29 protein-coding genes are annotated in these 23237 nt (G+C 65.8%); 17 read left to right on the plus strand and 12 right to left on the minus strand.

Annotated elements, in window-relative coordinates; translation table 11 throughout:
• Positions 1–14 precede the first annotated feature (14 nt).
• Positions 15–257, plus strand: a complete 243-nt coding sequence (locus LX70_RS15535) for a GlsB/YeaQ/YmgE family stress response membrane protein (RefSeq protein ID WP_105515707.1) — start codon at positions 15–17, stop codon at positions 255–257.
• Here the strand turns inward: LX70_RS15535 and LX70_RS15540 are convergent.
• The 6 genes from LX70_RS15540 to LX70_RS15565 all read right to left on the minus strand — a co-directional run bounded on the left by LX70_RS15540 (position 254) and on the right by LX70_RS15565 (position 4258).
• Entirely contained in the window at positions 254–874 is a 621-nt protein-coding gene (locus LX70_RS15540) for a trimeric intracellular cation channel family protein (protein WP_105515708.1), read from the minus strand. The genes LX70_RS15535 and LX70_RS15540 overlap by 4 nt on opposite strands.
• Complete coding sequence (gene rnhA, locus LX70_RS15545) at positions 861–1334, minus strand: ribonuclease HI (RefSeq protein WP_105515709.1); 474 nt, start codon at positions 1332–1334, stop codon at positions 861–863. The genes LX70_RS15540 and rnhA overlap by 14 nt, the downstream gene beginning before the upstream one ends.
• Positions 1335–1394: 60 nt before the next feature.
• Positions 1395–1997, minus strand: coding sequence for a LysE family translocator (locus tag LX70_RS15550; RefSeq protein WP_105515710.1), 603 nt, complete (start codon positions 1995–1997; stop codon positions 1395–1397).
• 52 nt (positions 1998–2049) lie between these two features.
• On the minus strand, positions 2050–2646 hold the full coding sequence (locus tag LX70_RS15555; protein WP_105515711.1) for a class I SAM-dependent DNA methyltransferase: 597 nt from the start codon (positions 2644–2646) through the stop codon (positions 2050–2052).
• The gene (ispH, locus tag LX70_RS15560; RefSeq protein ID WP_105515750.1) at positions 2643–3590 is read right to left on the minus strand and encodes a 4-hydroxy-3-methylbut-2-enyl diphosphate reductase; all 948 of its coding nucleotides are present in this window, start codon (positions 3588–3590) and stop codon (positions 2643–2645) included. The genes LX70_RS15555 and ispH overlap by 4 nt, the downstream gene beginning before the upstream one ends.
• Before the next feature lie 95 nt (positions 3591–3685).
• Positions 3686–4258, minus strand: a complete 573-nt coding sequence (locus LX70_RS15565) for a LabA-like NYN domain-containing protein (protein WP_105515712.1) — start codon at positions 4256–4258, stop codon at positions 3686–3688.
• 48 nt (positions 4259–4306) lie between these two features.
• Here LX70_RS15565 and folK point away from each other — a divergent pair, with 48 nt between their 5' ends.
• The 5 genes from folK to LX70_RS15590 all read left to right on the plus strand — a co-directional run bounded on the left by folK (position 4307) and on the right by LX70_RS15590 (position 9049).
• Positions 4307–4948 carry a 2-amino-4-hydroxy-6-hydroxymethyldihydropteridine diphosphokinase gene (gene folK / locus LX70_RS15570; protein ID WP_342747709.1) on the plus strand — a complete coding sequence of 214 codons (642 nt, stop codon included), beginning with the start codon at positions 4307–4309 and terminating at the stop codon, positions 4946–4948.
• An 81-nt stretch (positions 4949–5029) separates the two neighbouring features.
• Positions 5030–5383, plus strand: coding sequence for a DNA-directed RNA polymerase subunit omega (gene rpoZ / locus LX70_RS15575; RefSeq protein WP_105515713.1), 354 nt, complete (start codon positions 5030–5032; stop codon positions 5381–5383).
• 21 nt (positions 5384–5404) lie between these two features.
• Positions 5405–7528 carry a RelA/SpoT family protein gene (locus LX70_RS15580; RefSeq protein ID WP_105515714.1) on the plus strand — a complete coding sequence of 708 codons (2124 nt, stop codon included), beginning with the start codon at positions 5405–5407 and terminating at the stop codon, positions 7526–7528.
• A 19-nt stretch (positions 7529–7547) separates the two neighbouring features.
• Entirely contained in the window at positions 7548–8204 is a 657-nt protein-coding gene (locus LX70_RS15585; protein WP_105515715.1) for a DUF2062 domain-containing protein, read from the plus strand.
• 101 nt (positions 8205–8305) lie between these two features.
• A complete protein-coding gene (locus LX70_RS15590) occupies positions 8306–9049 on the plus strand; it encodes a pyridoxine 5'-phosphate synthase (RefSeq protein WP_105515716.1) in 744 nt (247 codons plus the stop codon).
• A gap of 19 nt (positions 9050–9068) precedes the next feature.
• On the opposite strand, the gene LX70_RS15595 is transcribed toward LX70_RS15590, so the two are convergent.
• Positions 9069–9788, minus strand: a complete 720-nt coding sequence (locus LX70_RS15595; protein ID WP_105515752.1) for a hypothetical protein — start codon at positions 9786–9788, stop codon at positions 9069–9071.
• 77 nt (positions 9789–9865) lie between these two features.
• On the opposite strand from LX70_RS15595, the gene LX70_RS15600 reads away from it, so the two are divergent.
• The 4 genes from LX70_RS15600 (at position 9866) to rnc (ending at position 12385) form a co-directional block, all read left to right on the plus strand.
• Positions 9866–10387, plus strand: coding sequence for a MarR family winged helix-turn-helix transcriptional regulator (locus LX70_RS15600; RefSeq protein WP_105515717.1), 522 nt, complete (start codon positions 9866–9868; stop codon positions 10385–10387).
• A gap of 62 nt (positions 10388–10449) precedes the next feature.
• Positions 10450–10860: a holo-ACP synthase gene (acpS, locus tag LX70_RS15605; RefSeq protein ID WP_105515718.1), complete on the plus strand. Its 411-nt coding sequence runs from the start codon at positions 10450–10452 to the stop codon at positions 10858–10860.
• 59 nt (positions 10861–10919) lie between these two features.
• A complete protein-coding gene (gene lepB / locus LX70_RS15610) occupies positions 10920–11699 on the plus strand; it encodes a signal peptidase I (RefSeq protein WP_105515719.1) in 780 nt (259 codons plus the stop codon).
• Positions 11696–12385, plus strand: a complete 690-nt coding sequence (gene rnc / locus LX70_RS15615) for a ribonuclease III (RefSeq protein WP_105515720.1) — start codon at positions 11696–11698, stop codon at positions 12383–12385. Before lepB ends, rnc begins: the two co-directional genes overlap by 4 nt.
• On the opposite strand, the gene LX70_RS15620 is transcribed toward rnc, so the two are convergent.
• The gene (locus LX70_RS15620) at positions 12382–12789 is read right to left on the minus strand and encodes a thermonuclease family protein (RefSeq protein ID WP_245885104.1); all 408 of its coding nucleotides are present in this window, start codon (positions 12787–12789) and stop codon (positions 12382–12384) included. The genes rnc and LX70_RS15620 overlap by 4 nt on opposite strands.
• A gap of 292 nt (positions 12790–13081) precedes the next feature.
• On the opposite strand from LX70_RS15620, the gene era reads away from it, so the two are divergent.
• The 4 genes from era (at position 13082) to LX70_RS15640 (ending at position 16483) form a co-directional block, all read left to right on the plus strand.
• Positions 13082–13990, plus strand: coding sequence for a GTPase Era (gene era / locus LX70_RS15625; protein WP_105515721.1), 909 nt, complete (start codon positions 13082–13084; stop codon positions 13988–13990).
• Positions 13991–14089: 99 nt separating this feature from the next.
• Complete coding sequence (locus tag LX70_RS15630) at positions 14090–14425, plus strand: DUF1491 family protein (RefSeq protein ID WP_105515722.1); 336 nt, start codon at positions 14090–14092, stop codon at positions 14423–14425.
• Positions 14426–14467: 42 nt separating this feature from the next.
• Positions 14468–15190 carry a DNA repair protein RecO gene (gene recO / locus LX70_RS15635; protein ID WP_105515723.1) on the plus strand — a complete coding sequence of 241 codons (723 nt, stop codon included), beginning with the start codon at positions 14468–14470 and terminating at the stop codon, positions 15188–15190.
• A 75-nt stretch (positions 15191–15265) separates the two neighbouring features.
• Complete coding sequence (locus tag LX70_RS15640; RefSeq protein WP_105515724.1) at positions 15266–16483, plus strand: MFS transporter; 1218 nt, start codon at positions 15266–15268, stop codon at positions 16481–16483.
• Positions 16484–16498: 15 nt separating this feature from the next.
• Here LX70_RS15640 and LX70_RS15645 read toward each other — a convergent pair whose 3' ends face one another.
• From LX70_RS15645 to LX70_RS20510, 3 genes are all read right to left on the minus strand, one after another.
• Positions 16499–17023: a hypothetical protein gene (locus tag LX70_RS15645; protein ID WP_105515725.1), complete on the minus strand. Its 525-nt coding sequence runs from the start codon at positions 17021–17023 to the stop codon at positions 16499–16501.
• A gap of 83 nt (positions 17024–17106) precedes the next feature.
• The gene (locus LX70_RS15650; RefSeq protein WP_105515726.1) at positions 17107–17550 is read right to left on the minus strand and encodes a hypothetical protein; all 444 of its coding nucleotides are present in this window, start codon (positions 17548–17550) and stop codon (positions 17107–17109) included.
• Positions 17551–17793: 243 nt separating this feature from the next.
• Positions 17794–18411: a response regulator transcription factor gene (locus LX70_RS20510; RefSeq protein ID WP_170076224.1), complete on the minus strand. Its 618-nt coding sequence runs from the start codon at positions 18409–18411 to the stop codon at positions 17794–17796.
• 84 nt (positions 18412–18495) lie between these two features.
• Here LX70_RS20510 and LX70_RS15655 point away from each other — a divergent pair, with 84 nt between their 5' ends.
• Positions 18496–20418, plus strand: a complete 1923-nt coding sequence (locus LX70_RS15655; protein ID WP_211301737.1) for a sensor histidine kinase — start codon at positions 18496–18498, stop codon at positions 20416–20418.
• Between the two features lie 151 nt (positions 20419–20569).
• On the opposite strand, the gene LX70_RS15660 is transcribed toward LX70_RS15655, so the two are convergent.
• Positions 20570–20779 (minus strand): type 2 periplasmic-binding domain-containing protein, encoded by a 210-nt coding sequence (locus tag LX70_RS15660; protein ID WP_105515728.1) that lies wholly within the window; start codon positions 20777–20779, stop codon positions 20570–20572.
• Between LX70_RS15660 and LX70_RS15665 the strand changes: the two genes are divergently transcribed.
• Positions 20763–20999, plus strand: coding sequence for a TRAP transporter large permease subunit (locus tag LX70_RS15665; protein ID WP_105515729.1), 237 nt, complete (start codon positions 20763–20765; stop codon positions 20997–20999). The genes LX70_RS15660 and LX70_RS15665 overlap by 17 nt on opposite strands.
• A gap of 123 nt (positions 21000–21122) precedes the next feature.
• A partial coding sequence (locus LX70_RS15670; RefSeq protein ID WP_105515730.1) for a M10 family metallopeptidase C-terminal domain-containing protein occupies positions 21123–23237 on the plus strand: 2115 nt, incomplete at its 3' end.

Genomic DNA, 23237 nt, shown 5'->3' on the forward strand with positions numbered 1-23237 from the left:
GCGCGGAGGCGGGCATGGTCGTGATCTGGCTTATCATCATCGGGGCGGCGGCGGGCTTCATCGCTACGCGGCTGATGGACCTTCAGACCGACATCGTCACCACCATCGCCATCGGTGTGCTGGGGGCGATCGTCGGTGGCTTTGTCCTGCGCATGGCGCTTGCGATCGCGGGGTTCGCCTCGGGCTTTGTCGGGGCGGTTCTGGGGGCGATGGCGTTGATCTGGCTCTGGAACACCTACGGGCCGGGGCGGCGCTAGACGCGCGGCGGGCGGGCCTTGTAGACCGGCAGGCGCCAGCCGAAGGTCAGGCTTCCGGCCCGCAGCGCGAAGGTGACGGCGGCGCAGATCAGAAGCGCGGGGCCGGGCGCGGTCAGGTGCAGCGCCAGCACCGCGGCGGCGGCGCCCGCAAATGCCGCGGTAACGTAAAGCTCCCCCTGTTTCAGGACCAGCGGTACCTCGTTGCACACCACGTCGCGCATGAGGCCGCCGAAGCAGCCGGTGGCGATCCCCATGATGAGGGTGACGGCCCAGTGATGCCCGGCTGCCAGCGCGACTCCGACACCCGCCGGAACCGCGACCGACAGCGCCAGCGCGTCGAGCCAGGTCAGCACTTTCAGGCGGCTTTCGAACAGATGGGCGGTGAAGAAGACGAGGGTTGCCGCGGCGACGGCAACGCCGATCAGCGCGGGCTGGGCGATCCAGAACACCGGATCGCGGTTCAGCAGCACGTCGCGCAGCGTGCCGCCGCCGACGGCCGTCAGGCTGGCCACGAAGGCAAATCCGATGATGTCAAGCTGCGCCCGGCTGGCCACCAGCGCGCCCGTGAGCGCAAAGACGAAGACCGAGGCATAATCGAGAAGCTCAGGCAGCGTCATGGGGTTTCTTCGGCTTGAAGGGCGCCATGCCCGCGCGGGCAAGCTCATCCGCGCGTTCGTTTTCAGGGTGGCCGGCATGGCCCTTGATCCATTCCCAGGTGACGCGGTGCCGCGCGCGGGCCTCATCCAGCCTTTGCCAGAGGTCGACATTCTTCACCGGCTTCTTGTCGGCGGTCTTCCAGCCGTTCCGCTTCCAGCCGTGGATCCATTGCGACACGCCGTTCTTCACATAGGCAGAGTCGGTGACGACGGTGATTTCCGTGTCGCGCTTTAGCGCCTCAAGCGCCGAGATCGCCGCCAGAAGCTCCATCCGGTTGTTGGTTGTGTCGGCCTCGCCGCCGTTCAACTCGCGGGTCTTGACGACCGTCTCCCCCTCGCGCGCGATCATCAGCACACCCCAGCCGCCGGGGCCGGGATTGCCGGAGCAGGCTCCGTCGGTATAGGCGAAAAGCTCTGGCATCGGTCCCCCGTTCGGTTCGCTGAGGGGATAGGGCGCGGGGGGCGGGCGGTCAACCGGCGCTCAGGCCCTCTCCATCGCAAGGCGCAGGCCAAGGGCCGCGAAAGAGGCGGCGAAGGCGCGGCGCAGCCAGGCCATGACGGCGGGACGCGACAGCACTGCCTCGCGCCCCGAGGCGGCAAGCGCGGCGTAGCCGATGAACACCGCGAAGGTCATGGCGGCGAAGCCGAAGCCCAGCTCGATAATGGTGCGGGTTCCGTCGCCGGGAGACAGGAACTGTGGCAGGAAGGCCAGGAAGAACATCGGGATCTTGGGGTTCAGAAGGTTCAGCGCGATCCCGCGCCAGACGATCCGGCCCGCCGGTTGCGGGGCGGCAGCTTGCAGCGTCAGCCCGCCCGCGCCCCTCAGCGTCCCCCAGGCCATCCACATGAGGTAGGCGACGCCCGCGAATTTCACCGTCTGGAACAGGACGGCGGAGGAATGCAGGATCGCGGCAAGCCCCGCCACAGCGACGGCCATGTGGACGATGGTCGCCAGTGTGCAGCCGACCGAGGCCCAGAACCCGCCCCGCATCCCCTGCGCCAGTGCGACCGACAGCGTATAGACGACGCCGATGCCCGGCGCGAGGCAGACGACGAGGGTGGTCAACAGATATTCGGGCGACATCGGGAACCTCCGGCCTCGGGTCCGGCGAAGGTGCCTGTGTTGCGCGGGCCGGTCAAGCGCGCTGCGCGAGCAGGATCACGAAAGCGTCGAGCGTTCCGGCAAGGCCCTTTTCCGTGCCTTCGGTTTCGGCCAGCACGGTGAAACCGGCATCTGTCAGGAGGCCGCGCAACGCCCCGACCGTATGGTAGCAGTAGAAACGGCCAAGCGCGTCCGGGCCTTCGCCGGTGCCGGTCTTCATGCCCAGATGCAGAAGCCCCCCGGCCTTCAGCGCACGGTGGAGCGCCCCAAGGTGGCGCGGCAGGTCGGAACGCGCGGCGTGGAGCAGCGAAAAATTGGCCCAGACCCCGTCATAGGCCGCGACCGCGTCTATCTCGTCAAAACTCGCAAGACGGGCGCCGATGGCGTGGCGTTCATTGGCCAGCGCCACCATCGCGGGCGAGGCATCGACCGGATCGGGATCATGCCCGGCCGCGCGCAGGAAGGCCGAGGCGGTGGCGGGGCCGCAGCCGAGGTCGAGGACCCGTGCGGGGTGTGGCAGCGCGTCGATGAAGGCTTGCAGATGGCGGTCGGGCCGGTCCTGGCGAAAGCAGTCGTCGTAGTCGCCCGCGCGCGCATTGTAGACGGCGATGGTGCGGGCATCCGCGCTCATGCCGGTTCCCGCAGTACGCGCGGCACCTTGAATTCCACGTTCTCGCGCGCGGTTTCCACCAGGTCCACCGTCACGTCGAAACGGGCGCGGAAGGCGTCGATCACCTCATTCACCAGCACTTCGGGGGCAGAGGCCCCGGCGGTCACACCAACCGCCTTCAGCGCCCCGAGCGCCCGCCAGTCGATGTCATCGGCGCGCTGCACCAGTTGCGCATAGCCGCAGCCCGCGGCGCGGCCGACCTCCACCAGACGCTTGGAGTTCGACGAATTCGGCGCACCGATCACCAGCAGCGCGTCGATCTTCGGCGCGATCGCCTTGACCGCCTCTTGCCGGTTGGTGGTGGCGTAGCAGATGTCTTCCTTGTGCGGGCCGATGATCGCCGGAAAGCGCGCTTTCAGCGCGGCGACGATATCGGCGGTATCGTCGACCGACAGCGTGGTCTGGGTGATGAAGGCCAGCTTCGCCGGATCGCGCGGGGCAATGCCCGCCACATCCGCGACCGTCTCGACCAGCAGCACCTCGCCTTGCGGTAGCTGGCCCATGGTCCCCAGCGTTTCCGGGTGGCCGGCATGGCCGATCATCACCATCTGAAGGCCGTTCTGGTGGTGCCGCTCGGCCTCGATATGAACCTTGGAAACCAGCGGGCAGGTGGCATCGACAAAGACCATCTCGCGCCGCGCGGCCTCAGCCGGGACGGATTTGGGGACGCCATGGGCGGAAAAGATCACCGGCCGGTCGGCGGGGCAGTCGTCAAGCTCTTCGACAAAGACCGCGCCCTTGGCGCGCAGGCCGTCCACGACGAACTTGTTATGCACGATCTCATGGCGGACATAGACCGGCGCGCCCCATTTCTCGATCGCCATTTCCACGATCTTGATGGCCCGGTCCACACCGGCGCAAAAGCCGCGCGGGGCGGCGAGGTAGAGGGTGAGGTCGGTCGGCATGTCCGGCATCCTGTCGCTTCGCACGGCGCACCATAGAAGCAGGCGGCGCCGGGAACAACCGGCGCCGCCTGCAAGCCCGTGTAGGAAGGTCGGCCTTACTTGCCGCCCGCGGTCTCTTCCTCGCGCTCGTAGCGCGGTTCGCGCGGCGGGCGGCCGATGACGTCGCGCAGCGCATCCAGCTCGATGAAATTGTCCGCCTGGCGGCGCAGTTCATCGGCGATCATCGGCGGCTGCGACCGGATGGTCGAGACGACGGAAACCCGCACGCCCTGCCGCTGAAGGCTTTCCACCAGCGGGCGGAAATCGCCATCGCCGGAGAACAGCACAATGTGATCGACACGCGGGGCAAGTTCCATGGCATCGACCGTCAGTTCGATGTCCATGTTGCCCTTCACCTTCCGGCGCCCCTGGCTGTCGGTATATTCCTTCGCCGGTTTGGTCACCATCGAGAAGCCGTTGTAATGCAGCCAGTCGACCAGCGGCCGGATCGGGGAATATTCGTCATTCTCCAGCAGCGCGGTATAGTAAAATGCACGGAGGAGTTTTCCCCGGCGCTCAAACTCTTGACGCAACAACTTGTAGTCGATGTCGAACCCCAGCGCCTTGGCCGCAGCGTAAAGATTCGATCCATCAATGAACAGCGCAAGCCGTTCGTCCTTGTAGAACATCAATTTGTCCCTTCAAAAAGTATCCGCCATAAGTCCTTGGATGTTCGAGTGGTCAAACAGGACCGCAGGCAGAGCAGGTCAGACGCTATAGGAATAGGCAATTTGGCACAAGCAAAGGTACCTATACATAAGAACAGTCTTGCCCTTATTGCGGCAGGATCGAATCTGCCGTCAACGTCGGGTGACAGCGCGCGCACCATTGTTGACGCAATTGCCTGTCTGCCGGGCGAAATGGGGGCTTTGGTTTCGATTTCAAGGCTATTCCGAACGCCCGCCTTCCCGAAAGGGTCGGGTCCCGATTTCGTGAACGCGGTCTGCGCGCTCAGGACAGATTGGCAGGCGGCGGAGATTCTGGCCCGCCTTCACGTCATCGAGGCCGAAGCCGGGCGTGAGAGGCATGGGCGCTGGCAGGCGCGCACGCTCGATCTGGATCTGATTGCGCTCGGCGATGAGGTCTGGCCCGATCTTGAGGGGCAGAAGGACTGGATGGCGCTTGACCCCGCGCGGCAGCGGGTCGAGGCGCCGGACCGCCTGATCCTGCCCCATCCGCGCCTTCAGGACCGCGCCTTCGTGCTGATTCCCCTGGCCGATATCTGCCCCGCCTGGCGCCACCCGGTCACCGGCGCGACTGTCCCCGACATGATCGCAGCACTGCCCGAGGCCGACAAAGAGGCGATTTGGCCGGTTTGAGGGGTGATCTGCGCTTGTCAAGGGGGAACGGAGCGCCTAAATAGCGGGTTCCATACCTCCCAAGCCGATTGGAGTTCTTTCATGGCCCGCGTGACGGTCGAAGACTGCGTTGACAAGGTTCCGAACCGTTTCGAACTGGTGATGCTCGCCGCCCACCGCGCGCGGGAGATCGCGTCCGGTTCGCCGCTGTCCATCGACCGCGACAATGACAAGAACCCCGTCGTCTCGCTGCGCGAGATCGCGGATGAAACCCAGGCGGCTTCCGACCTGCGCGAGCGGATGATCGAAAGCCACCAGTCGCAGATCGAGGTCGACGAGGCCGAGGAAGACGCGATGGCGCTTCTCATGGGCGCCGAGGTGGATCGCCCCGCGCAGGACGACATGGACGAAGAGCGTCTTCTGCGTCAGTTGATGGAAGCCCAGGGGCAAGGCTGATCTGGGAATGCGCGGGCGGTCATGATCGACGTCGAAGACCTCATCGCGCTTGTCCGCAATTACAACCCCCGAACCAACGAAGCGCTGATCCGGCGTGCCTATGACTATGGCTGCCGGATGCACGAGGGGCAGAAGCGCCGCTCGGGTGAGGATTACTTTACCCACCCCGTCGCCGTCGCCGCGATCCTGACCGAGCAGCGGCTTGACGATGCCTCGCTCATCACCGCGCTGCTGCATGACACGATCGAGGATACGAAAAGCACGTTTTCCGAGATTTCGGCGCAGTTCGGCGAAGAGATCGCCGAGCTTGTGGACGGCGTCACCAAGCTGACCAACCTTCAGCTGTCCTCGACCGAAACCAAGCAGTCGGAAAACTTCCGCAAGCTGTTCATGGCGATGTCGAAGGACCTTAGGGTGATCCTCGTCAAGCTGGCCGACCGGCTGCACAACATGCGCACGATCAAGTCGCTGCCGCAGGAAAAGCAGGTCCGCAAGGCGCGCGAGACGATGGACATCTTCGCGCCGCTGGCGGGCCGCATGGGTATGCAATGGATGCGCGAGGAGCTTGAGGACCTGTCCTTCAAGGTCATCAACCCCGAGGCGCGATCCTCCATCATCCGCCGCTTCATCATGTTGCAGAAGGAATCCGGCGACGTGATCCACAAGATCACCGCCGACATCCGGCTGGAGCTTGAGAAGGAAGCGATCGAGGCCGATGTTTTCGGCCGCGCCAAGAAGCCCTATTCGATCTGGCGCAAGATGCAGGAAAAGCAGCTTGCGTTCTCGCGCCTCTCCGACATCTACGGCTTTCGCGTGATCTGCCGGACGGAAAGCGACTGCTACCGCATCCTTGGCGCGATCCACCGCCGCTGGCGCGCCGTGCCGGGGCGGTTCAAGGACTATATCAGCCAGCCGAAATCGAACGGCTACCGGTCGATCCACACCACCGTCTCGGGCCGCGACGGCAAGCGGGTGGAGGTGCAGATCCGCACCCGCCAGATGCATGAGGTGGCCGAGGCCGGGGTGGCCGCGCACTGGTCCTACCGCGACGGTGTGCGCGCGCAGAACCCCTTTGCGGTCGATCCCGCGCGCTGGATCACGACGCTGACCGAGCGCTTTGACAATGGCGACGACCACGACGAATTTCTCGAGAACGTGAAGCTTGAGATGTATTCGGATCAGGTCTTCTGCTTCACGCCGAAAGGCGATGTGGTGCAGTTGCCGAAAGGTGCGACGCCGATAGACTTCGCCTATTCGATCCACACGCGGATCGGCAATTCCTGCGTCGGCGCCAAGATCGACGGTATCCGTGTCCCGCTCTGGACCCGGCTGAAGAACGGCCAGTCGGTCGAGGTCATCACCGCGACCGGCCAGCGCCCGCAAGCCACCTGGATCGACATCGTCGTCACCGGCCGCGCCAAGTCCGCGATCCGCCGCTCCTTGCGCGAAGAGGACCGCGAGCGGTTCATCAAGCTGGGCCGGGAACTGGCGCGGGTGGCCTTCGAACATCACGGGCGCAAGGTTTCCGACAAGGCGCTGCGCACCGCGGCCAAGACGCTGGGCCTTGCCGACGAACAGGAGGTGCTGGCGCGCCTCGGCAGCGCCGAACTGACCGCGCGTGAGGTGATCGAGGCGCTGTACCCGGAACTTGCGACCCAGCCGGTAACGGAAGAGGTCGATGCCCGCCGTCCGGTCGTGGGCCTGACCGCCGACCAGTCCTTCCGCCGCGCCAATTGCTGTCAGCCGGTGCCGGGCGAACGCATCGTCGGTATCACCTATCGCGGGCAGGGCGTGGTCGTTCACGCCATCGACTGCCCCGCCCTGGCGGAGTTCGAGGAACAGCCGGGCCGCTGGGTCGATCTGCAATGGCATTCCGGCCGCCATGCCGCCGCCTATACGATCAGCCTGAACCTGACCATTACCAACGATGCCGGCGTCCTTGGCCGCATCTGCACCTTGATTGGTGAACAGAAGGCCAATATCTCCGATCTTACTTTCGTCGACCGGAAGCCGGATTTTTACCGTCTTATCGTGGAAGTCGATCTAAGGGATGCTGAGCATCTCCACATGGTGCTGACGGCGCTTGAGGCGGAAAGCGACGTCGCGCAGGTGGAACGGTATCGCGACCTCGGTCGCAAGCCCTGAGGGGCGGAAGGGAACGGACGTGGTCTTTAAAAGGCGCAACCCGCGGTCCTATCTTCAGATGGTGGCCGAGGCGTTCTGGCCGCGCGGCGGCTGGACCCGCGCCTTTCACTACGTCAAGCACCGCATCCGCCGTCTGCCCGACGACCCGCACCGCATCGCGCGCGGCGTGGGGGCGGGGGTCTTCGTCAGCTTCACGCCGCTGTTCGGGTTCCATTTCATCACCGCGATCCTGACTGCCAAGGCGGTGCGCGGCAACATGCTGGCGGCGCTTCTGGGCACCTTCTTCGGCAATCCGATCACCTTCCCGATCATCGCCTTTTCCTCGATGAAGCTTGGCAAATGGATGCTGGGGACCCGGTTCGACGAAAGCCAGCACGAATCGCTGGGTGCGCGGTTCGTCGGCGCGGCGCAGGACCTCAAGCACAACCTCTATGCGATCTTCACGCCCGAGACGGCGCATTGGGGCAACCTGTCCTATTTTTACCACGACATCTTCCTGCCCTACCTGATCGGCGGGCTGGTGCCGGGGATCATCGCAGGTGTCATCGCCTATTACCTTTCCGCGCCGGTGATCGCCGCCTATCAGAAGCATCGTCGCAAGAAGCTGAAAGAGCGGTTCGAAAAGCTGAAGGCCCGCCTTCATGCCCGCGCGGAAGAGCCGGGAAGCCGGACCTGACCGGCCCGGCGGTCCGATTGTAAGGGTGACACTTCGGCCGTTCACAGCCCCCGCAGGACCCCTTATTCTCCCCCCACGATCCCGCAGAAGGAGAGGCGGACATGACCCGGAAACTGCGCCTTGGTGTCAACATCGACCATGTCGCCACCGTGCGCAACGCGCGCGGCTCGGCCTATCCCGATCCGGTGCGCGCCGCGCTGCTGGCGGAACAGGCGGGCGCCGACGGGATCACCGCCCATCTGCGTGAGGACCGGCGCCACATCACCGACCGCGACATCGCGCGGCTGATGGAGGCGCTGACCCTGCCCCTGAACTTCGAGATGGCCGCGACGGCCGAGATGCAGAAGATCGCCCTTGGCCACCGCCCCCATGCCGTCTGCATCGTGCCCGAAAAGCGTGAGGAGCGGACGACCGAAGGCGGGCTTGATGTCGCGGGCGATGTCGCGCGCCTGACCGATTTCATCGCCCCGCTGCGCGAGGCGGGGTGCCGGGTCTCCATGTTCATCGGCCATGATCCGCGCCAGATCGAGGCCTCCGCCCGCATCGGCGCGGCGGTGGTGGAACTTCACACCGGCCATTACTGCGACCTTCACGCCGAGGGGCGTTTCGCCGAACGCGACGCCGAACTTGCCGCCCTGGCGGAAGGCGCGCGCCTTGCCCATTCGCTGGGGCTTGAGGTCCACGCGGGCCACGGGCTGACCTATGACACGGTCAAGCCCGTCGCGGCCTTCCCCGAGGTGATGGAGCTGAACATCGGGCATTTCCTGATCGGCGAGGCGATCTTTGTCGGGCTTGAGGCCGCGATCGCGGCGATGCGTCAGCAGATGGATGCGGCGCGCGGCTGATCGCCCGCGCCGCGACCGCTCAGTCCGCCCGCCCCGGCAGGGACAGGTCGCCCGAGGCGACGTCGAAAACATCGGTCACGCACAGAAGCGGCGCGTGCAGATTGGCGTTTACCCGTAGGGCCGAGGTGACGCCGTCGAACCCGATCTCTGCCGGGGCGCCGGGCAGGGTGACCGTGACCGCCACCGTGGCGCCGTCCAGAACCGGCGTGTAACCGGGGCTGTCGATGAAAAGCGGCAGGCCGGGCCAGGTCTTCGGCAGGGCGGGGCTTTCGCCCTCGGGGATGTCGCGCACCGACAGCGCACCCGGCCCGCAGGCTTCGGACGGTGTCAGGACGACCCAGTGGCTGTGCCATGGCTCACCGTCATTGGCCGGATCGCCGTCGCCATTTTCATCTTCAAGCGGCGTGTCGTCGAAATCCGGGTGGCTGGTGGCGGCCAGGGCAAGGATGCCGGTACCGCCCTCGAAGCCGACAGCGGCGGGGTCAAGAGAGGTCGGCCAGACATAAGCGTGGACCGGCGCCCCGGCCAGCGTGCCGACGGGCGCGGGCCGGTCGGCCCCGGCCGTCGCGGCCAGCGTCATGCGAAAGGTCACGGTGTCGCCGTCGCGCGCGGCCTCGGCCGACAGGATGTCAAAGGCCGCCCGGCCGCCCGGATCGGCGGGAGAGGTGATGCCGCCGGACTGGGCGGCGGTCGCGGCAAGAAGGGCGCAGAGCGCGGGGAAAACGAACAGGCGTGTCATCGGGATCTCCATTTGATAGCGAGTCGATACTAGTATTTGATATTGACTCGCTACGATATGGCAAGCACTTTCGTTCCATGACCGCGCCGTCCCGCCTCAACCTGCTTCTCGACCGGCTGACCCGCCTGCATTCCGCGGCGCGGCGCGGCCCCGGCCTGAACGCGGCGCAGGCCTCGGCGCTGGACTATCTTGCGCAGGCCAACGCCTTTTCCCGTAGCCCCTCGGCGGTGGCCGATTACCTTGATGCGACGCGGGGGACCGTGTCCCAGACCTTGCGCGTTCTGGCCCGCAAGGGGTTCGTGGTGGCCGTGGGCGACCCCGCCGACGGGCGCAGCCTGCGCTATGACCTGACCGAAGCAGGGCAGGGCGCGCTGACGGCCGACCCGGTTCTGGGCGCCGACGATGCGGGGCTGGAAGAGGCGCTCGACAGCGTTCTCAGGCGCATGATCGCGGCCCGCGGCGGGCGCAGCTTCGGCATCTGCCGCAGTTGCCGCTTTCACGAACGCGGTACGGATGGACATGCCCGCTGCCGCCTGCTCGACGTCGCCCTCGCGCCGCCGGAAACCCGTCGGATCTGCCGCGAGCATGTCCCGGCCTGAGCCGGACGGCTTGCCCCCCGTGGCCAGTCGCGCCATATGATGCGGCGAAAGGGAAGGGTGGCATGATCCTTGGCATCGGCACGGACCTTGCGAATATCGAACGCATCGCCGCGACGCTCGACCGTTTCGGCGACCGTTTCCGCAACCGTGTCTTCACCGAGGTGGAGCAGAAAAAGGCCGAACGCCGCAAGGATACCGCCGGGACCTACGCCAAACGCTGGGCCGCGAAAGAGGCCTGTTCCAAGGCGCTTGGCACCGGCCTGCGGATGGGGATTTCCTGGAAAGACATGGCGGTATCGAACCTGCGGTCTGGCCAGCCCGTCATGCAGCTGACCGGCTGGGCGGCCGAACGCCTGGCGGACATGACCCCGCCGGGGCATGAGGCCATCGTTCACGTCACTTTGACCGACGATCACCCCTGGGCGCAGGCTTTCGTCGTCATCGAGGCGCGGCCGACCGGCACCGAAACTTGACTCCCCTTCCGACCACGCGCATGTAGCGGCTTAAACGAGGCAAGCAGAGGCAGGGGCGGATGAGCAGCGCAGCCAAGGAAGGCGTCATGGAAACGGTCAAGACCGTTTTCTGGGCTCTGGTGATCGCGGGTGTCTTTCGGACCCTGTTCTTCCAGCCGTTCTGGATCCCCTCAGGCTCGATGAAGGACACGCTGCTGATCGGCGATTTCCTTTTCGTCAACAAGATGGCCTATGGCTATTCGCGCTATTCCTGCCCCTTCTCCGCCTGCCCGATTTCCGGCCGCATCCTCGCGTCCGAGCCCGAGCGCGGCGATGTCGTCGTCTTCCGCCACCCCGGCACCGGCGCGGATTTCATCAAGCGCCTGATCGGCCTGCCGGGCGATACCGTGCAGATGAAGGACGGCGTTCTTTACCTCAACGGGCAGGAGGTCCCCCAGACCCCGGCGGGCAATTTCGAAGAGATCAAGGAACCGCAAGGGTCCAAGGGCAACATCCCGGCCTGCGCCAACGATCCCGTCGGCATGGGCGGCACCTGCATCAAGCAGCGTTTTACCGAAACGCTGCCGAACGGTGCCTCGCATGACGTCCTGAACATCGGCACCCGCGCGCAGGACAACACGCCCGTCTTCACCGTCCCGGCGGGGCATTACTTCTTCATGGGCGACAACCGCGACAACAGCCAGGACAGCCGCTTTCCGCTCTCGGTCGGCGGTGTGGGCATGCTGCCCGCGGAATACCTGATCGGCCGTGCCGACCGGATCATGTTCTCCTCCGCCGGCAAGTCGCTGTTCTTCTTCTGGACCTGGCGCAGCGACCGTTTCTTCAAGGCGGTCGAGTGAAGCTGGCGGCCGATCTCCGCGATTTTTCGGCCCGGCTCGGCCACAGCTTCACCCGGACCGAGCTTTTGGTCCGCGCCGTCACCCATGCCTCGATCGCGACACCGCAGCGGCCCGACAACCAGCGGCTTGAGTTTCTGGGCGACCGTGTCCTTGGCCTGGTGATTGCCGAGGCGCTTCTGAAGGCCGACAAGGGGGCGAGCGAAGGGCTGCTGGCGCCGCGCTACAACGCCCTTGTCCGCAAGGAGGCCTGCGCCGCCGTCGCGCGGGAGATCGGGCTGGGCGATGTGCTGAAACTTGGCCGGTCCGAGATGATGTCGGGCGGGCGGCGCAAAGAGGCGCTCTTGGGCGACGCGATGGAGGCGGTGATCGCGGCGGTCTACCTCGATGCCGGGCTTGACGCCGCGCGCGACGTGATCCTGCGCCACTGGGCGACCCGTATCGCTTCGGTGAAGGCCGATGCCCGCGACGCCAAGACCGCGCTTCAGGAATGGGCGCAGGCGCGCGGGCTGCCGCCGCCCAGCTACGGCGAACGCGATCGCGAGGGGCCGGACCATCAGCCGGTCTTCACCGTCGAGGTGACACTGATGAGCGGCGAGCGCGAGATCGCCAAGGCGGGCAGCAAGCGTCAGGCCGAACAGGCCGCCGCCAAGGCGCTGTTGCAGCGGATGGAGCGCGGCGCGGATTAGTCGGGCAGACGGGCGGGCGGCATCCGCCCCTTCTGCCGCGCATCGCAGCGCCAGAGTTTCTTGCGGATGCCGGGACGTTCCATGTGGGAATACCTGCCGCCGGAGAACTTCGGCCAATCCACTGCAAAGCCTGTCTTCACCATTTCAGCCGATAGGTCGCGCCCATCGGGCAGGAAGCATTTCGCGACGCTGCGACCGTGGGAGAAATCGTCCTCAAGCACCGCCCGGATCGTCTGCCCCTTGCACATCCTGACAAGCGCCCATTTGGCATTCTTGCCATAGGGATGGTCGAGTTCCGGGGCGTCGATTCCGAAAAGCCGGATGCGGGTTCCGCAAATGTCGATCGTGTCGCCGTCGATGACATAGGCCCTGCCTTGAACGACGGTTTCCCGGCTGACGGCCACGGTGGTGCGCTGGATGACAACCCGCGGAGCGGCTGCGGGCGGCAGGATGGGGTCGGGAACGCCGTGCGTGGCCGGGGGGATATGCCGGTCCTGACCCCGCAAGAACCTGAAGATAAGCCGAATAAGTCGCATGCGCTTGCCGTAGTCGTCATCAAATGTCGCCATCCTGCACCGGGTTTGAGGCGATTTTGGGGTGGCGGCGCATGTCATGCGACGGGCGGCCCGTCAGTCTTGTCTGGCGCCGAAATGCGGAATCCTCTATGTGGCCGGGATCATCACGATAGGATGCCCCATGACCACTCGCGCCGGTTTCGTCGCCCTGATCGGAGAGCCCAATGCGGGCAAGTCCACGCTTCTCAACCGCATGGTGGGGGCGAAGGTGTCGATTGTCACACACAAGGTGCAGACGACGCGGGCGCGCATTCGTGGCATCGCGATGGAGGGCGAGGCGCAGATCGTCTTTGTCGATACGCCGGGCCTTTTTCGTCCGCGCCGCAGGCTTGACCGGGCGATGGTCAAGGCGGCCTGGGGTGGTGCGGCGGATGCCGATATCGTCGTCCTGCTGATCGAGGCGCATCGCGGGCTGACCGAAGGGGTGCAGGCGATCGTTGATCGCGTGGCCGCCGAATTGCCCAAGGGCAAGCCGGTGGCGCTGGCCATCAACAAGATCGACCGGGTGAAGGCCGAGGCGCTGTTGAAGCTGACCGAGGAGATGAACGCGGCCTATCCCTTTGCCAAGACCTTCATGATTTCCGCCGAGCGCGGGCATGGCGTGGGCGATCTGAAGGCCTGGCTGGGCGCGGAACTGCCCGAAGGGACCTGGTTCTATCCCGAGGACCAGATCGCCGACCTGCCCCTGCGGATGATCGCCGCCGAAGTCACGCGCGAGAAGCTGACGCTGCGGCTGCATGAGGAACTGCCCTACCAGTTGACGGTGGAGACCGAGCGCTGGGAGGAGAAAAAGGACGGCTCTGCCCGGATCGACCAGATCGTCTATGTCGCCCGCGCCGGTCACAAGGGGATCGTGCTTGGCCACAAGGGCGAGACGATCAAGGCCGTCGGTCAGGCGGCGCGGGCGGAGTTGATGGAATTCCTCGACCGGCCGGTTCACCTGTTTCTGCAAGTGAAGGTGCGCGAGAACTGGCAGGAGGAGCGGGAGCGCTATTCCGAGATGGGGCTTGAGTTCAAGGATGGCGACTGAGGCCGCGCCGGGCCGGGGCCGCCTCGGGGGGCATCGAGCCCCCGCTCGGCGGCGGGCCTCCGGCGGGAGTATTTGCCGCCACAATGAAAGGGCAGGGGGATGAGCGCGCGGCTGACCGCCGATTTCTGGGTGCGCGCCTATCTGGCGCGGCTTCAGGCGGCGCATATCCCGGCCTATGTGGTGGCCAAGGGCGATCCGACGGCGGGCGCGGTTCTGGTGAAGCTGGCGACGCTGGACGGGCAGGGGCGGCTTTACCAGCGCAGCTTCGACCTGATGACCGGGGCGCGGGCCTGGGTCGTTCTGGCCGAGGGGGCGGAGGGGGAGGTGGATGAGGCCGTGCGGCGTCAGCGGCGCACCGATCCCGACCTCTGGGTGATCGAGATCGAGAGCCGCGCGGGGCGCACGCTTCTGGATGAAGAGGGGCTGGCCGACTGACGCCCCCTTGCCGTCGGTCGCGTCAGGTGAAACGGTCGCGCTATGGACTGGCGGGACGAAGGCGTGCTTCTGGCCGTGCGGCGGCATGGTGAGACCTCGAGCATCATCGAGGTCTTTACCCTTGGCCATGGCCGTCACGCCGGGATCGTGCATGGCGGGGCCTCGCGCCGTCTTGCGCCGCTGCTTCAGCCCGGCGCGCAGCTTGATGTGACGTGGCGGGCGCGGCTGGATGAGCATCTGGGGAGCTATGCCGTCGAACCCCTGCGGTCGCGCGCGGCCCTGATGTCCGACCGGCTTGCGCTGGCGGGGCTGAATTCGATCTGCGCGCTTCTGACCTTTCTTCTGCCCGAACGCGAGGCGCATGGCGCGCTTTACGGCGCCACCATCGGCCTTCTCGACCGGATCGGCGCGGGGGAGGGATGGGCGGTTGACTATCTGCGCTGGGAGCTGGGGCTTCTGGAGGAGATGGGTTATGGGCTTGATCTGTCCTCCTGCGCCCTGACCGGGTCGCGCGACGATCTGGCCTATGTCAGCCCGAAATCCGGCCGCGCGGTGGCCCGCGAGGCGGCGGGGGAGTGGGTGGATCGCCTCTTGCCGCTGCCCGCCTGTCTTCTGGGGCAGGGGCCGGCCGGGGCGGGGGACATCGCCGACGGGCTGCGCCTGACCGGCTATTTCCTGGAACACAGGATCGCGCCTGAGCTGGGCAGCCGCCCGCTGCCCGAGGCGCGGCGGCGGTTGGTGACGCTTCTCTCCCGCACGGTCTGAGGCCGACACGCGCCTGTCGCAAAAGATCGCGACGCCCGGCCCTTCGCCGCTTTCAGTGCGAGGGGGAGGGTGCAGATGGCATTCCGTTACGTTCCGGTCTTTCTGAAGCATCCGCCCACGCCCGGCGTGCGCGGCTTTGCCGTGCTGGCCGGGATCGAGGCATCGCTGCGCGGGATGCTCGTCTCCGTCTGGCCGCTTGAGATGTATGCCGCGCTGGCGGAAAACGCGGGCCATGTCAGCCTTGCCTATTTCCTTGCAGGCGTGGCTTCGCTTCTCTGGGGGCTGATGGTGCCATGGATCAGCCGTTTCCTGCCCCGGCGCTGGACCTATACGGCGGGCTGTTCGCTTTACTTTGCCGGGGGCGCGCTGGCGATCCTCGGCCAGGGCGTGATGATCCCGGTCGCCATGACGCTGATGAATTTCGCCACCGTCACGGTCTTTATCTGCACCAACGCCTATCTGATGGATTTCATCGCCAGGGCAGAGCTGGGGCGGACGGAATCGCTCAAGATGCGCTACAGCGCGCTGTCCTGGGTGATCGGGCCGATCCTGGGGGTGACGCTCTGGAAGGTCTGGATGCCCTTGCCCTATCTGATCGCCATGGGGTTCGCCGCAGCCCTTCTGGCGACCTTCTGGTTCATGCGCCTGGGCAACGGGCGGCTGATCACCCGCGCCCGCGCGCCCGCGCCGAACCCCTTGGCCTATCTCGGCCGGTTCTTCCGCCAGCCGCGTCTTGTCGCAGGCTGGCTCTTTGCCGTGATCCGGTCGGCGGGGTGGTGGGTCTATGTCGTCTACCTGCCGATCTTCTGCATCGAGGCGGGGCTTGGCGACCGCGCGGCGAGCTATGCCTTCTCCGCCTCGAACGCGCTGTTGCTGCTGGCGCCCTGGATGCTGCGCTGGATGCAGCCCAGGGGGTTGAGGCGCGGGGTACGGCTGGCTTTTACCGGGGCGGCGGGCTGCTTTGCCATCGCCGCCTTCGGTCAATACTGGCCGCCCGCCGCGATCATCGGGCTGGGGGCGTCGTCGGTCTTCCTCGTCATGCTCGACGCCTTCGGCGGGCTGCCCTTCCTGCTGGCGGTGCGCCCGGCCGAAAGGACGGAGATGTCGGCGGTCTATGCCAGTTACCGCGACGTCTCGGGCATCGTCACGCCGGGCGTGGCCTGGTTCGTGCTGCTGGTGTCGCCGCTGGCGGGCATCTTCCTTGCCGGGGCCGCCGGGCTGGGGGCGATGGCGCTGGTGGCGGGGTTGCTGCACCCGCGATTGGGCGGGATGCGCCGGGCGGTGGACGGGTGAGGCAGGCGACCCCCTTCACTGCCACCTGAGCGTCAGCACTCCGCCATCGTAGCGGGAAAGGCTGTAGATCAGCGCCTTGGCCGGTTTGGCCGGGTCGGTATTCGTGTAGGCCTTGAACCGGACCCGCGCGTTCGAGGGGAAGTTGGCGCAGCTCGACTGGCCGGGCCGGGCGATCATCGGATTGATGTTGGCGATGTCATGCGCCAGAATCCGGGTGCCGCCCTTTTCGTTCACAAGGCAGATCCGCGTCACGCCGGGTTTCACCGCGCCGGGGCGAATGCTTTGCACCAGCTTTTCGACATTGCCGTTCACCGTGGTGATGTTGATCGTCTGGACATATTGATCCTTCGGCAGTTCCGCGGGGTCGGTGCTGACCAGATCGGTGTCGTCGAGGCAAAGTTGCAGCCCGTCGAAGAGCGGGACGCAGGTGTTCGCCTTCGCCGGGTCGGGCAGGATCGCGGTGCCGAAAAGGGCGCAGAGGGCCGTCAGGGCCAGTGTGCCGGACGTTGCGCGCGCGGTGTGGTGCAAATGCTTGGTCATGGTGAAATCCTGTCCTTGGGGGGCGACCGCCGCCGCCCTGTGTCGAAAGAAGAACGCCCCCGATGGGGGGACGCCGTGCCGCCCTACGGCATCCAGACGAGGTCGAGGCGCCCGCCCGCCAGCAAGGTGGTGCTGTAGGTCAGGGGCGGCGAGGCAGGGTTCCCCGCGGCGACGAGGCTGAAGTTGATCCGCGCATTGGCGGGGAAATTGGCGCAGCTCGACTGACCGGGATCGGTCGCGAGCGGGTTGATCGGCGGCGTGAAGTTATGCGTCAGCGCGCGATGACCAAGGGTCCGGTTCGCAAGGCAGACGCGCGTCTTGTCCGCCGCGGCGGCCCCGGCGGTGAAGGTCTGCACGATCTTCTCGCGGCTGCCATTCGCGGTGGTGACGCCGATCGTCCGGTCATAGGGGGAGGCGCCGCAGCCTTCGGTATTACAGAGGCCGCCGCCATCGCCAGGGGGGCCAAGCTCAACATTGCAGGCGGCGATGGACAGGGCGGCGAAGCTCAGGGCGAATATCTTCTTCATGGCAAAATATCTCCAAACCTGAATTGCGAAACAGACGTTCGGCATGGATCGCGGACCGGGGATCGCGGGTCGGGGACCACAGGCCGTTCTGTCTGATGACGGCAGGATGGCAGGCCGGGCCGGGCCGTAATATCAGGTGATCACCCCATTCACGCGGGCGCTGGAAAACAGAATAGAATGGAACCATTATCCGGCGACGGGAAGGCTGGCACAGGAAACCGGCCGCGCGGCATTATCGTGCGGTCAGATGTCGATCAGGCCGTCGCGCAGGGCAAGAACGAGAAGCGAGGCGGTGGAATGAACGCCCATTTTTCGCATCAGGGTCGTGCGATGGCTGTCCACGGTCTTGGCGCTGACGCCAAGCGCTTTGCCGATCTGCGCGTTCGAGAGGCCGCGCGCGATGGCGTGCAGCACCTCGATCTCGCGCGCGGTCAGCCCAGCGCCGGTCCCGGCCTTGCGGACAGCACCCGCCACCTCGGCGGGGATCACCTTCTCACCGGCGGCGATGGCGCGAATGCCGGCGCAGATCGTCTCGGGCGCGGAGTTCTTGAGGAAGATACCATCGACGCCTGCCTCGACAAGCTGGCCGAGGATCTGCGGCGAGGGATTGCCGGTGACGATGGCCACACGGGTGGCGGGCGACCAGCGGCGCGCCTCGATCAGCACCTCAAGCCCGTTGGCGCCGGGCATGGAGAGGTCGAGGATGGCGCAATCGGGCCGCGTCTGCTTGATGAGGCTGATGGCCTCGATCCCGTTGGCGGCGACACCGACGATGTCGAAAACGCCCATCTCGCCCAGCGCGGCACAAAGACCCGCCGCCGTGAAGGCATGGTCCTCGGCGATGACCACGGACTTGCGCATTCTCCCCCCGTTCCGGTTTCCGCGGGGCTGCGCCTTGTTCCAAGGATGCTGCGGGCCGCGCTGGCAATCTACATAGCGCTGTTCGTGCAGGCAATCGCTGCCCTGGCCGAGAGCCCGACTCTCGACATTCGGGGGCCTGCCGGAACGGCGGCGTTTCCCGGCCATGTCGATGCCCTCCTTGATCCTGACGGCGTGCTGACGATTGCCGAGGTGACGCAGCCGGAGATCGCCGCGCAATTCGCGCCGCTGACGACCGCGGACGTGAATTTCGGATATACGCCCGCGGCGATCTGGCTGCGGTTTTCGGTGACCAATCTGGCGGACGATACCGGGTCATGGCGCATCCTGTTCAGCCAGAATTTCATGCAATGGTTCGCCGTCTACGTCCTGCGCGACGATGGCGCGGTCGAGGTGGTGACGGATATGAACCCCGCTTCCGTCTTCGCCGACCGGCCGCTTGAAACCCCGACGCTGGCCGCGCCCTTCGATCTTGCCCCAGGCGCCACGGCGACGATCTTCGTGCGCTATGCCTCGGGCGGGTCCTCAAGCCTGTCGTGGAGCATCGAGACCCCCAAAAGCCTAAATGAGCTTGAGGCGCGGACCACGGCGAAGAACTTCATCTATTACGGCATGATGATCATCCTGATCGTCATCGCGGCCTTCGCCTTCCTGATGTCGCGGCGGCCGGTCTTCATTGCCTATGCGGGCTATGCCGGTTGCGCCCTCTTGTTCATCATGCATTCGGACGGGAACGGGTTCAAATTCCTCTGGCCGGAGGCGGCCGGGTTCAACGCCTATGCCTCTGTCACCTTCGGCGCGGGGATCATCATATCGGGTTCGCTCTTCTCGAAGCTGTTTCTTCAGACCCGGCGGTTTCACCCGGTCATCGACAAGGTGCTGGGCGCGATCGTCCTGGCGACGCTGGGGATGCTGGCGGCCTCGGCCGTTCTCGACAATCAGCCGATCAAGAAGATGCTGGTGCTGCTGGCTTTCTCGGCGATCACCACCTTCGTGCTGGCCGGTCTTGTCGCCGCGCGCAAGCGCTTCAAGCAGGTGCGGTTCTACGTCATCGCCTGGACCGGCGCGGTGGCGTCAAGCGCGCTGATGGTCGGGCGGCACTGGCTTGGCATCGACATTCCCGCCTCGGTTCAGTTTGATTCCATGCGCATCGTGATGGTGACCGACGCGGCGCTGATGGGGCTGGCGATCTGGGACAATTTCAACCAGTTGCGGCAGGCGCGGCAGTCGGCCTTGCAGGCGAATCTGGTCCAGACCGCGCATAACCTTGAACTGACCCGGCGGCTTGAGGACCTTGAGGAACAATACGACGCCGCGCGCGAGATTGCCGAGCAGAAGGGGCGCCTTTACGCCGATACGATCCATGATCTGAACCAGCCACTGCATGCCCTGCGGCTGGACCTGCGGCGGCTGGCGCGCGGATCGGGGAAGGCGGCGCAGGGCCGCGCCCGCGTCGAAGAGACGCTGGCCTATCTCGAACGGCTGGTGGCGCGGCAGCTTCAACAGGCGATCGAACAGGAACCGGATGCGGAGGCGGAGGGAGCCGCCCCCGCCATCGGGATCGGAGAGACGCTGGCGGCGATCCGCGACATGTTCGCGGCCGATGCCGCGGCCAAGGGGATCGACCTTCGCCTTGTGTCCTGCACCCGCAGTGTGCCTATCGAACCGCTGGTCGTCATGCGGATCGTCACCAACCTGGTGTCGAATGCGATCAAGTACACCGAAGAGGGGCGCATCCTGATCGGGTGCAGGCGGCACGGCGCGGCGCTGAGGGTGGAGGTTCACGATACCGGCGGCGGCATGACGGCGGCCGAGTTCGCCGCCGCGACGGCGCGCGGTGTGCGGCTGGACAAGACTGCGGCGCTGGCGGCGGGGCATGGGCTTGGCCTTGCGATCGCCTCGTCGCTGGCCCGCGATCACGGTTATGCGCTGTCCATGCTGCCGCGCCGGTCGCGGGGGACGAGCGTTGCCCTGACCCTGCCGGGGTAGGTCGGCTGCGCGGCCTTGCCGATCCGTTCCGCCGGGCGTCTCGCCGTGACCGTCCGCGCGCCTAGAGCATTTCGGGTTTACACTGAATCAGAATTCAAACTTATTTCATTCGAATTCTGTTACTTACTTTTCAACGCATGCCCGAAACGCTCTAGCGGACGAACAGGGCCTCTGCCGCCTCGGTGCGGAAGAAGCGGCGGCAATGATCCGAGAACGCCATGGAGCGGCGGCTGATCCGGCCGCCGGAGCGGGTCGCGAGGATGATGTTCGGGCTGTCCCCGGTTTCGGCAATCGGCCGACAGGCCACGCTTAGCCCGCTATAGGTCGTGTCGTTCGGCGGGCGAATGTTCAGGATCGCCACGCCAAGGCCCGCCGCCGCACAACTCGCGGATTACCTGTGGCGTGATGTCGGGAGTGATCGAGGTGAAGGCGTCAACCTCTTCGTCGCCTGCGGCATATCGGGCCTGACCATCGAAGAGGTCTCGCGCCGGGTGCTGCCCTTCATCGCGACCATCTTCGTGGGGCTTCTGCTGATCCTGTTCTTCCCGCAGATCAGCCTGTTCCTGCTGTCGTCCAAATAGGCCGGGGGACGGCCACCCCCCTGCGCGAAATCCTGCGAAAACGTTAAGGCTGCCACAATATTGCCCAGAGTATCGGAAACAAAGCCCGCATCAGAACGAGTGAACCCTGCCAGGACCGATACAATGCCCGACGCGACCGCCCTTTCCATGCCACTGGACACCACCGCCGACACGCTGACCGGACCGCTGCCCTCGGCGAGCTATACCGAGGTTGCGGACGCGGCGGGCAACACCTCGACCAGCTACACGCTCGGCATCGACGATCTGTTCAGCGGCACGCTGTCCTCCGGCACCGATCACGACTGGGTGCGGGTGAACCTGACGGCGGGGGAAAGCTATGTCTTCACCGTCTGGGGGACCGGCGGATCGACCGCGGCCGTCGAGGATACGATCCTGACGCTTTACAACAGTGGCGGTGGCCTGATCGCGCAGAACGACGACGCGCAGCCCGGCTACAACACCTTTTCCCAGATCAGCTTCACCGCCGCGACCAGCGGGACCTATTACCTTGATGTGTCGGGTTATGGCGGCGATACCGGCACCTACACCCTTCAGACCTCGACCAATATCTATACGCTGGATCAGGTCGTCACCCAGCTGGTCGATTTCGGCTGGGGCATCGCGACGCCCATCGCCCATGACGAGCGGCCGGGCGACACGATCACCGCCGACATCTCGCTTCTGACGGCGGCGGGCCAGCAACTCGCGCTCTGGGCGTTCGAGGCCTGGTCGACCGTCACCGGCATCACCTTCGTCACCGGCACCACGGGCGCCGACATCATCTTTGACGACAGCCAGTCCGGCGCCTTCGCGGGGCCGTCCTCCTACAACCCCGTGACGGGGCAGATCGTGCAGGCCGATGTCAATATCTCGACCAACTGGCTGGCGACCTACGGAACCAGTATCGGCAGCTATTCCTTCCTGACCTACCTGCATGAGATCGGCCATGCGCTTGGCCTCTTTCATGCCGGGGCCTATGACGGATCGGCGGCCTTTGGCACCGACGCGACCTTCTTGAACGACAGCTACCAGATGACGATCATGTCCTATTTCGACATGGCCGATAACACCTTCATCACTGCCTCGGACTACCTGCCGATCACGCCGATGATCGGCGATATCGCGGCGATCGAGATGCTTTATGGCCCGATCACGACCGCCCATGCCGGCGACACGACATGGCTGGGAAATTCCAATGTCGGGGGCTATCTGGAGACGATCTTCGGCTATCTCTTCGACGGTGACACCGTCAATTCGACGATGTTCAACAACGGGCTGGTGGCCTTCACGATCCAGGATTCCGGCGGCATCGACACAGTGGACCTGACCGGCCAGACCGTCGGCAACCGCGTCGATCTGCGGCAAGAGGCGATTTCGGACGTCGATGGGCTGATCGGCAACATGGTGATTGCCCGCGGCTCGGTGATCGAGAATGCGCTGGGCGGCGCGGGCAACGACTCGTTGACCGGCAACGACGCTGCCAACCAGCTGATCGGCAACGGTGGCGCGGACCTTCTCGACGGTCTCGACGGCCACGACTGGCTTGAAGGCGGTCTTGGGAACGACACGCTTTATGGCGGGGACGGGAACGACACGCTGAACGGGGGCGCCGGGGCGGATGCGTTCGACGGCGGGGCGGGGATCGACACGGTGTCCTACCAGGGCTCGGTCGGGTCGCTTCGGGTCGATCTGATGTTCCCCGGCATCAACACCAACCTAGCCGCGGGCGATACCTTCACCTCGATCGAGAACCTGATCGGCAGCCAGGGTTTCGACAACCTGCGCGGAACGACGGGGGCGAACCTGATCCAGGGCATGGCGAATGTCGATTACATCTTCGGCCGCGCCGGCAATGACACGATCGAGGGCGGCGTCGGCGACGACGTGCTTTTCGGCGGCGTGGGCGCGGATGTGCTGGACGGCGGCGCCAACCGCGACCGGGCGCAATATTCCGAAAGCCTGACGGCGCTGGTGCTTGATCTTCTGAACCCGGCCAACAACACCGGCGAGGCGGCGGGCGACGTCTATATCTCGATCGAGGATCTGGCGGGCGGCAAATATGACGACACGATCTCCGGCGATCTCGGCGCCAACCGGCTGTTCGGGCGCGACGGCGCGGACCAGCTTTACGGCCGCGACGGCAACGATTACCTGAACGGCGGCGCGCATGCCGACACGCTGGATGGCGGGCTTGGCAACGACACGCTGCGCGGCGGCACCCATGTCGATACCTTCGTG

The sequence above is a fragment of the Albidovulum denitrificans genome, from assembly GCF_002973535.1.
GTDB lineage: Bacteria > Pseudomonadota > Alphaproteobacteria > Rhodobacterales > Rhodobacteraceae > Albidovulum > Albidovulum denitrificans.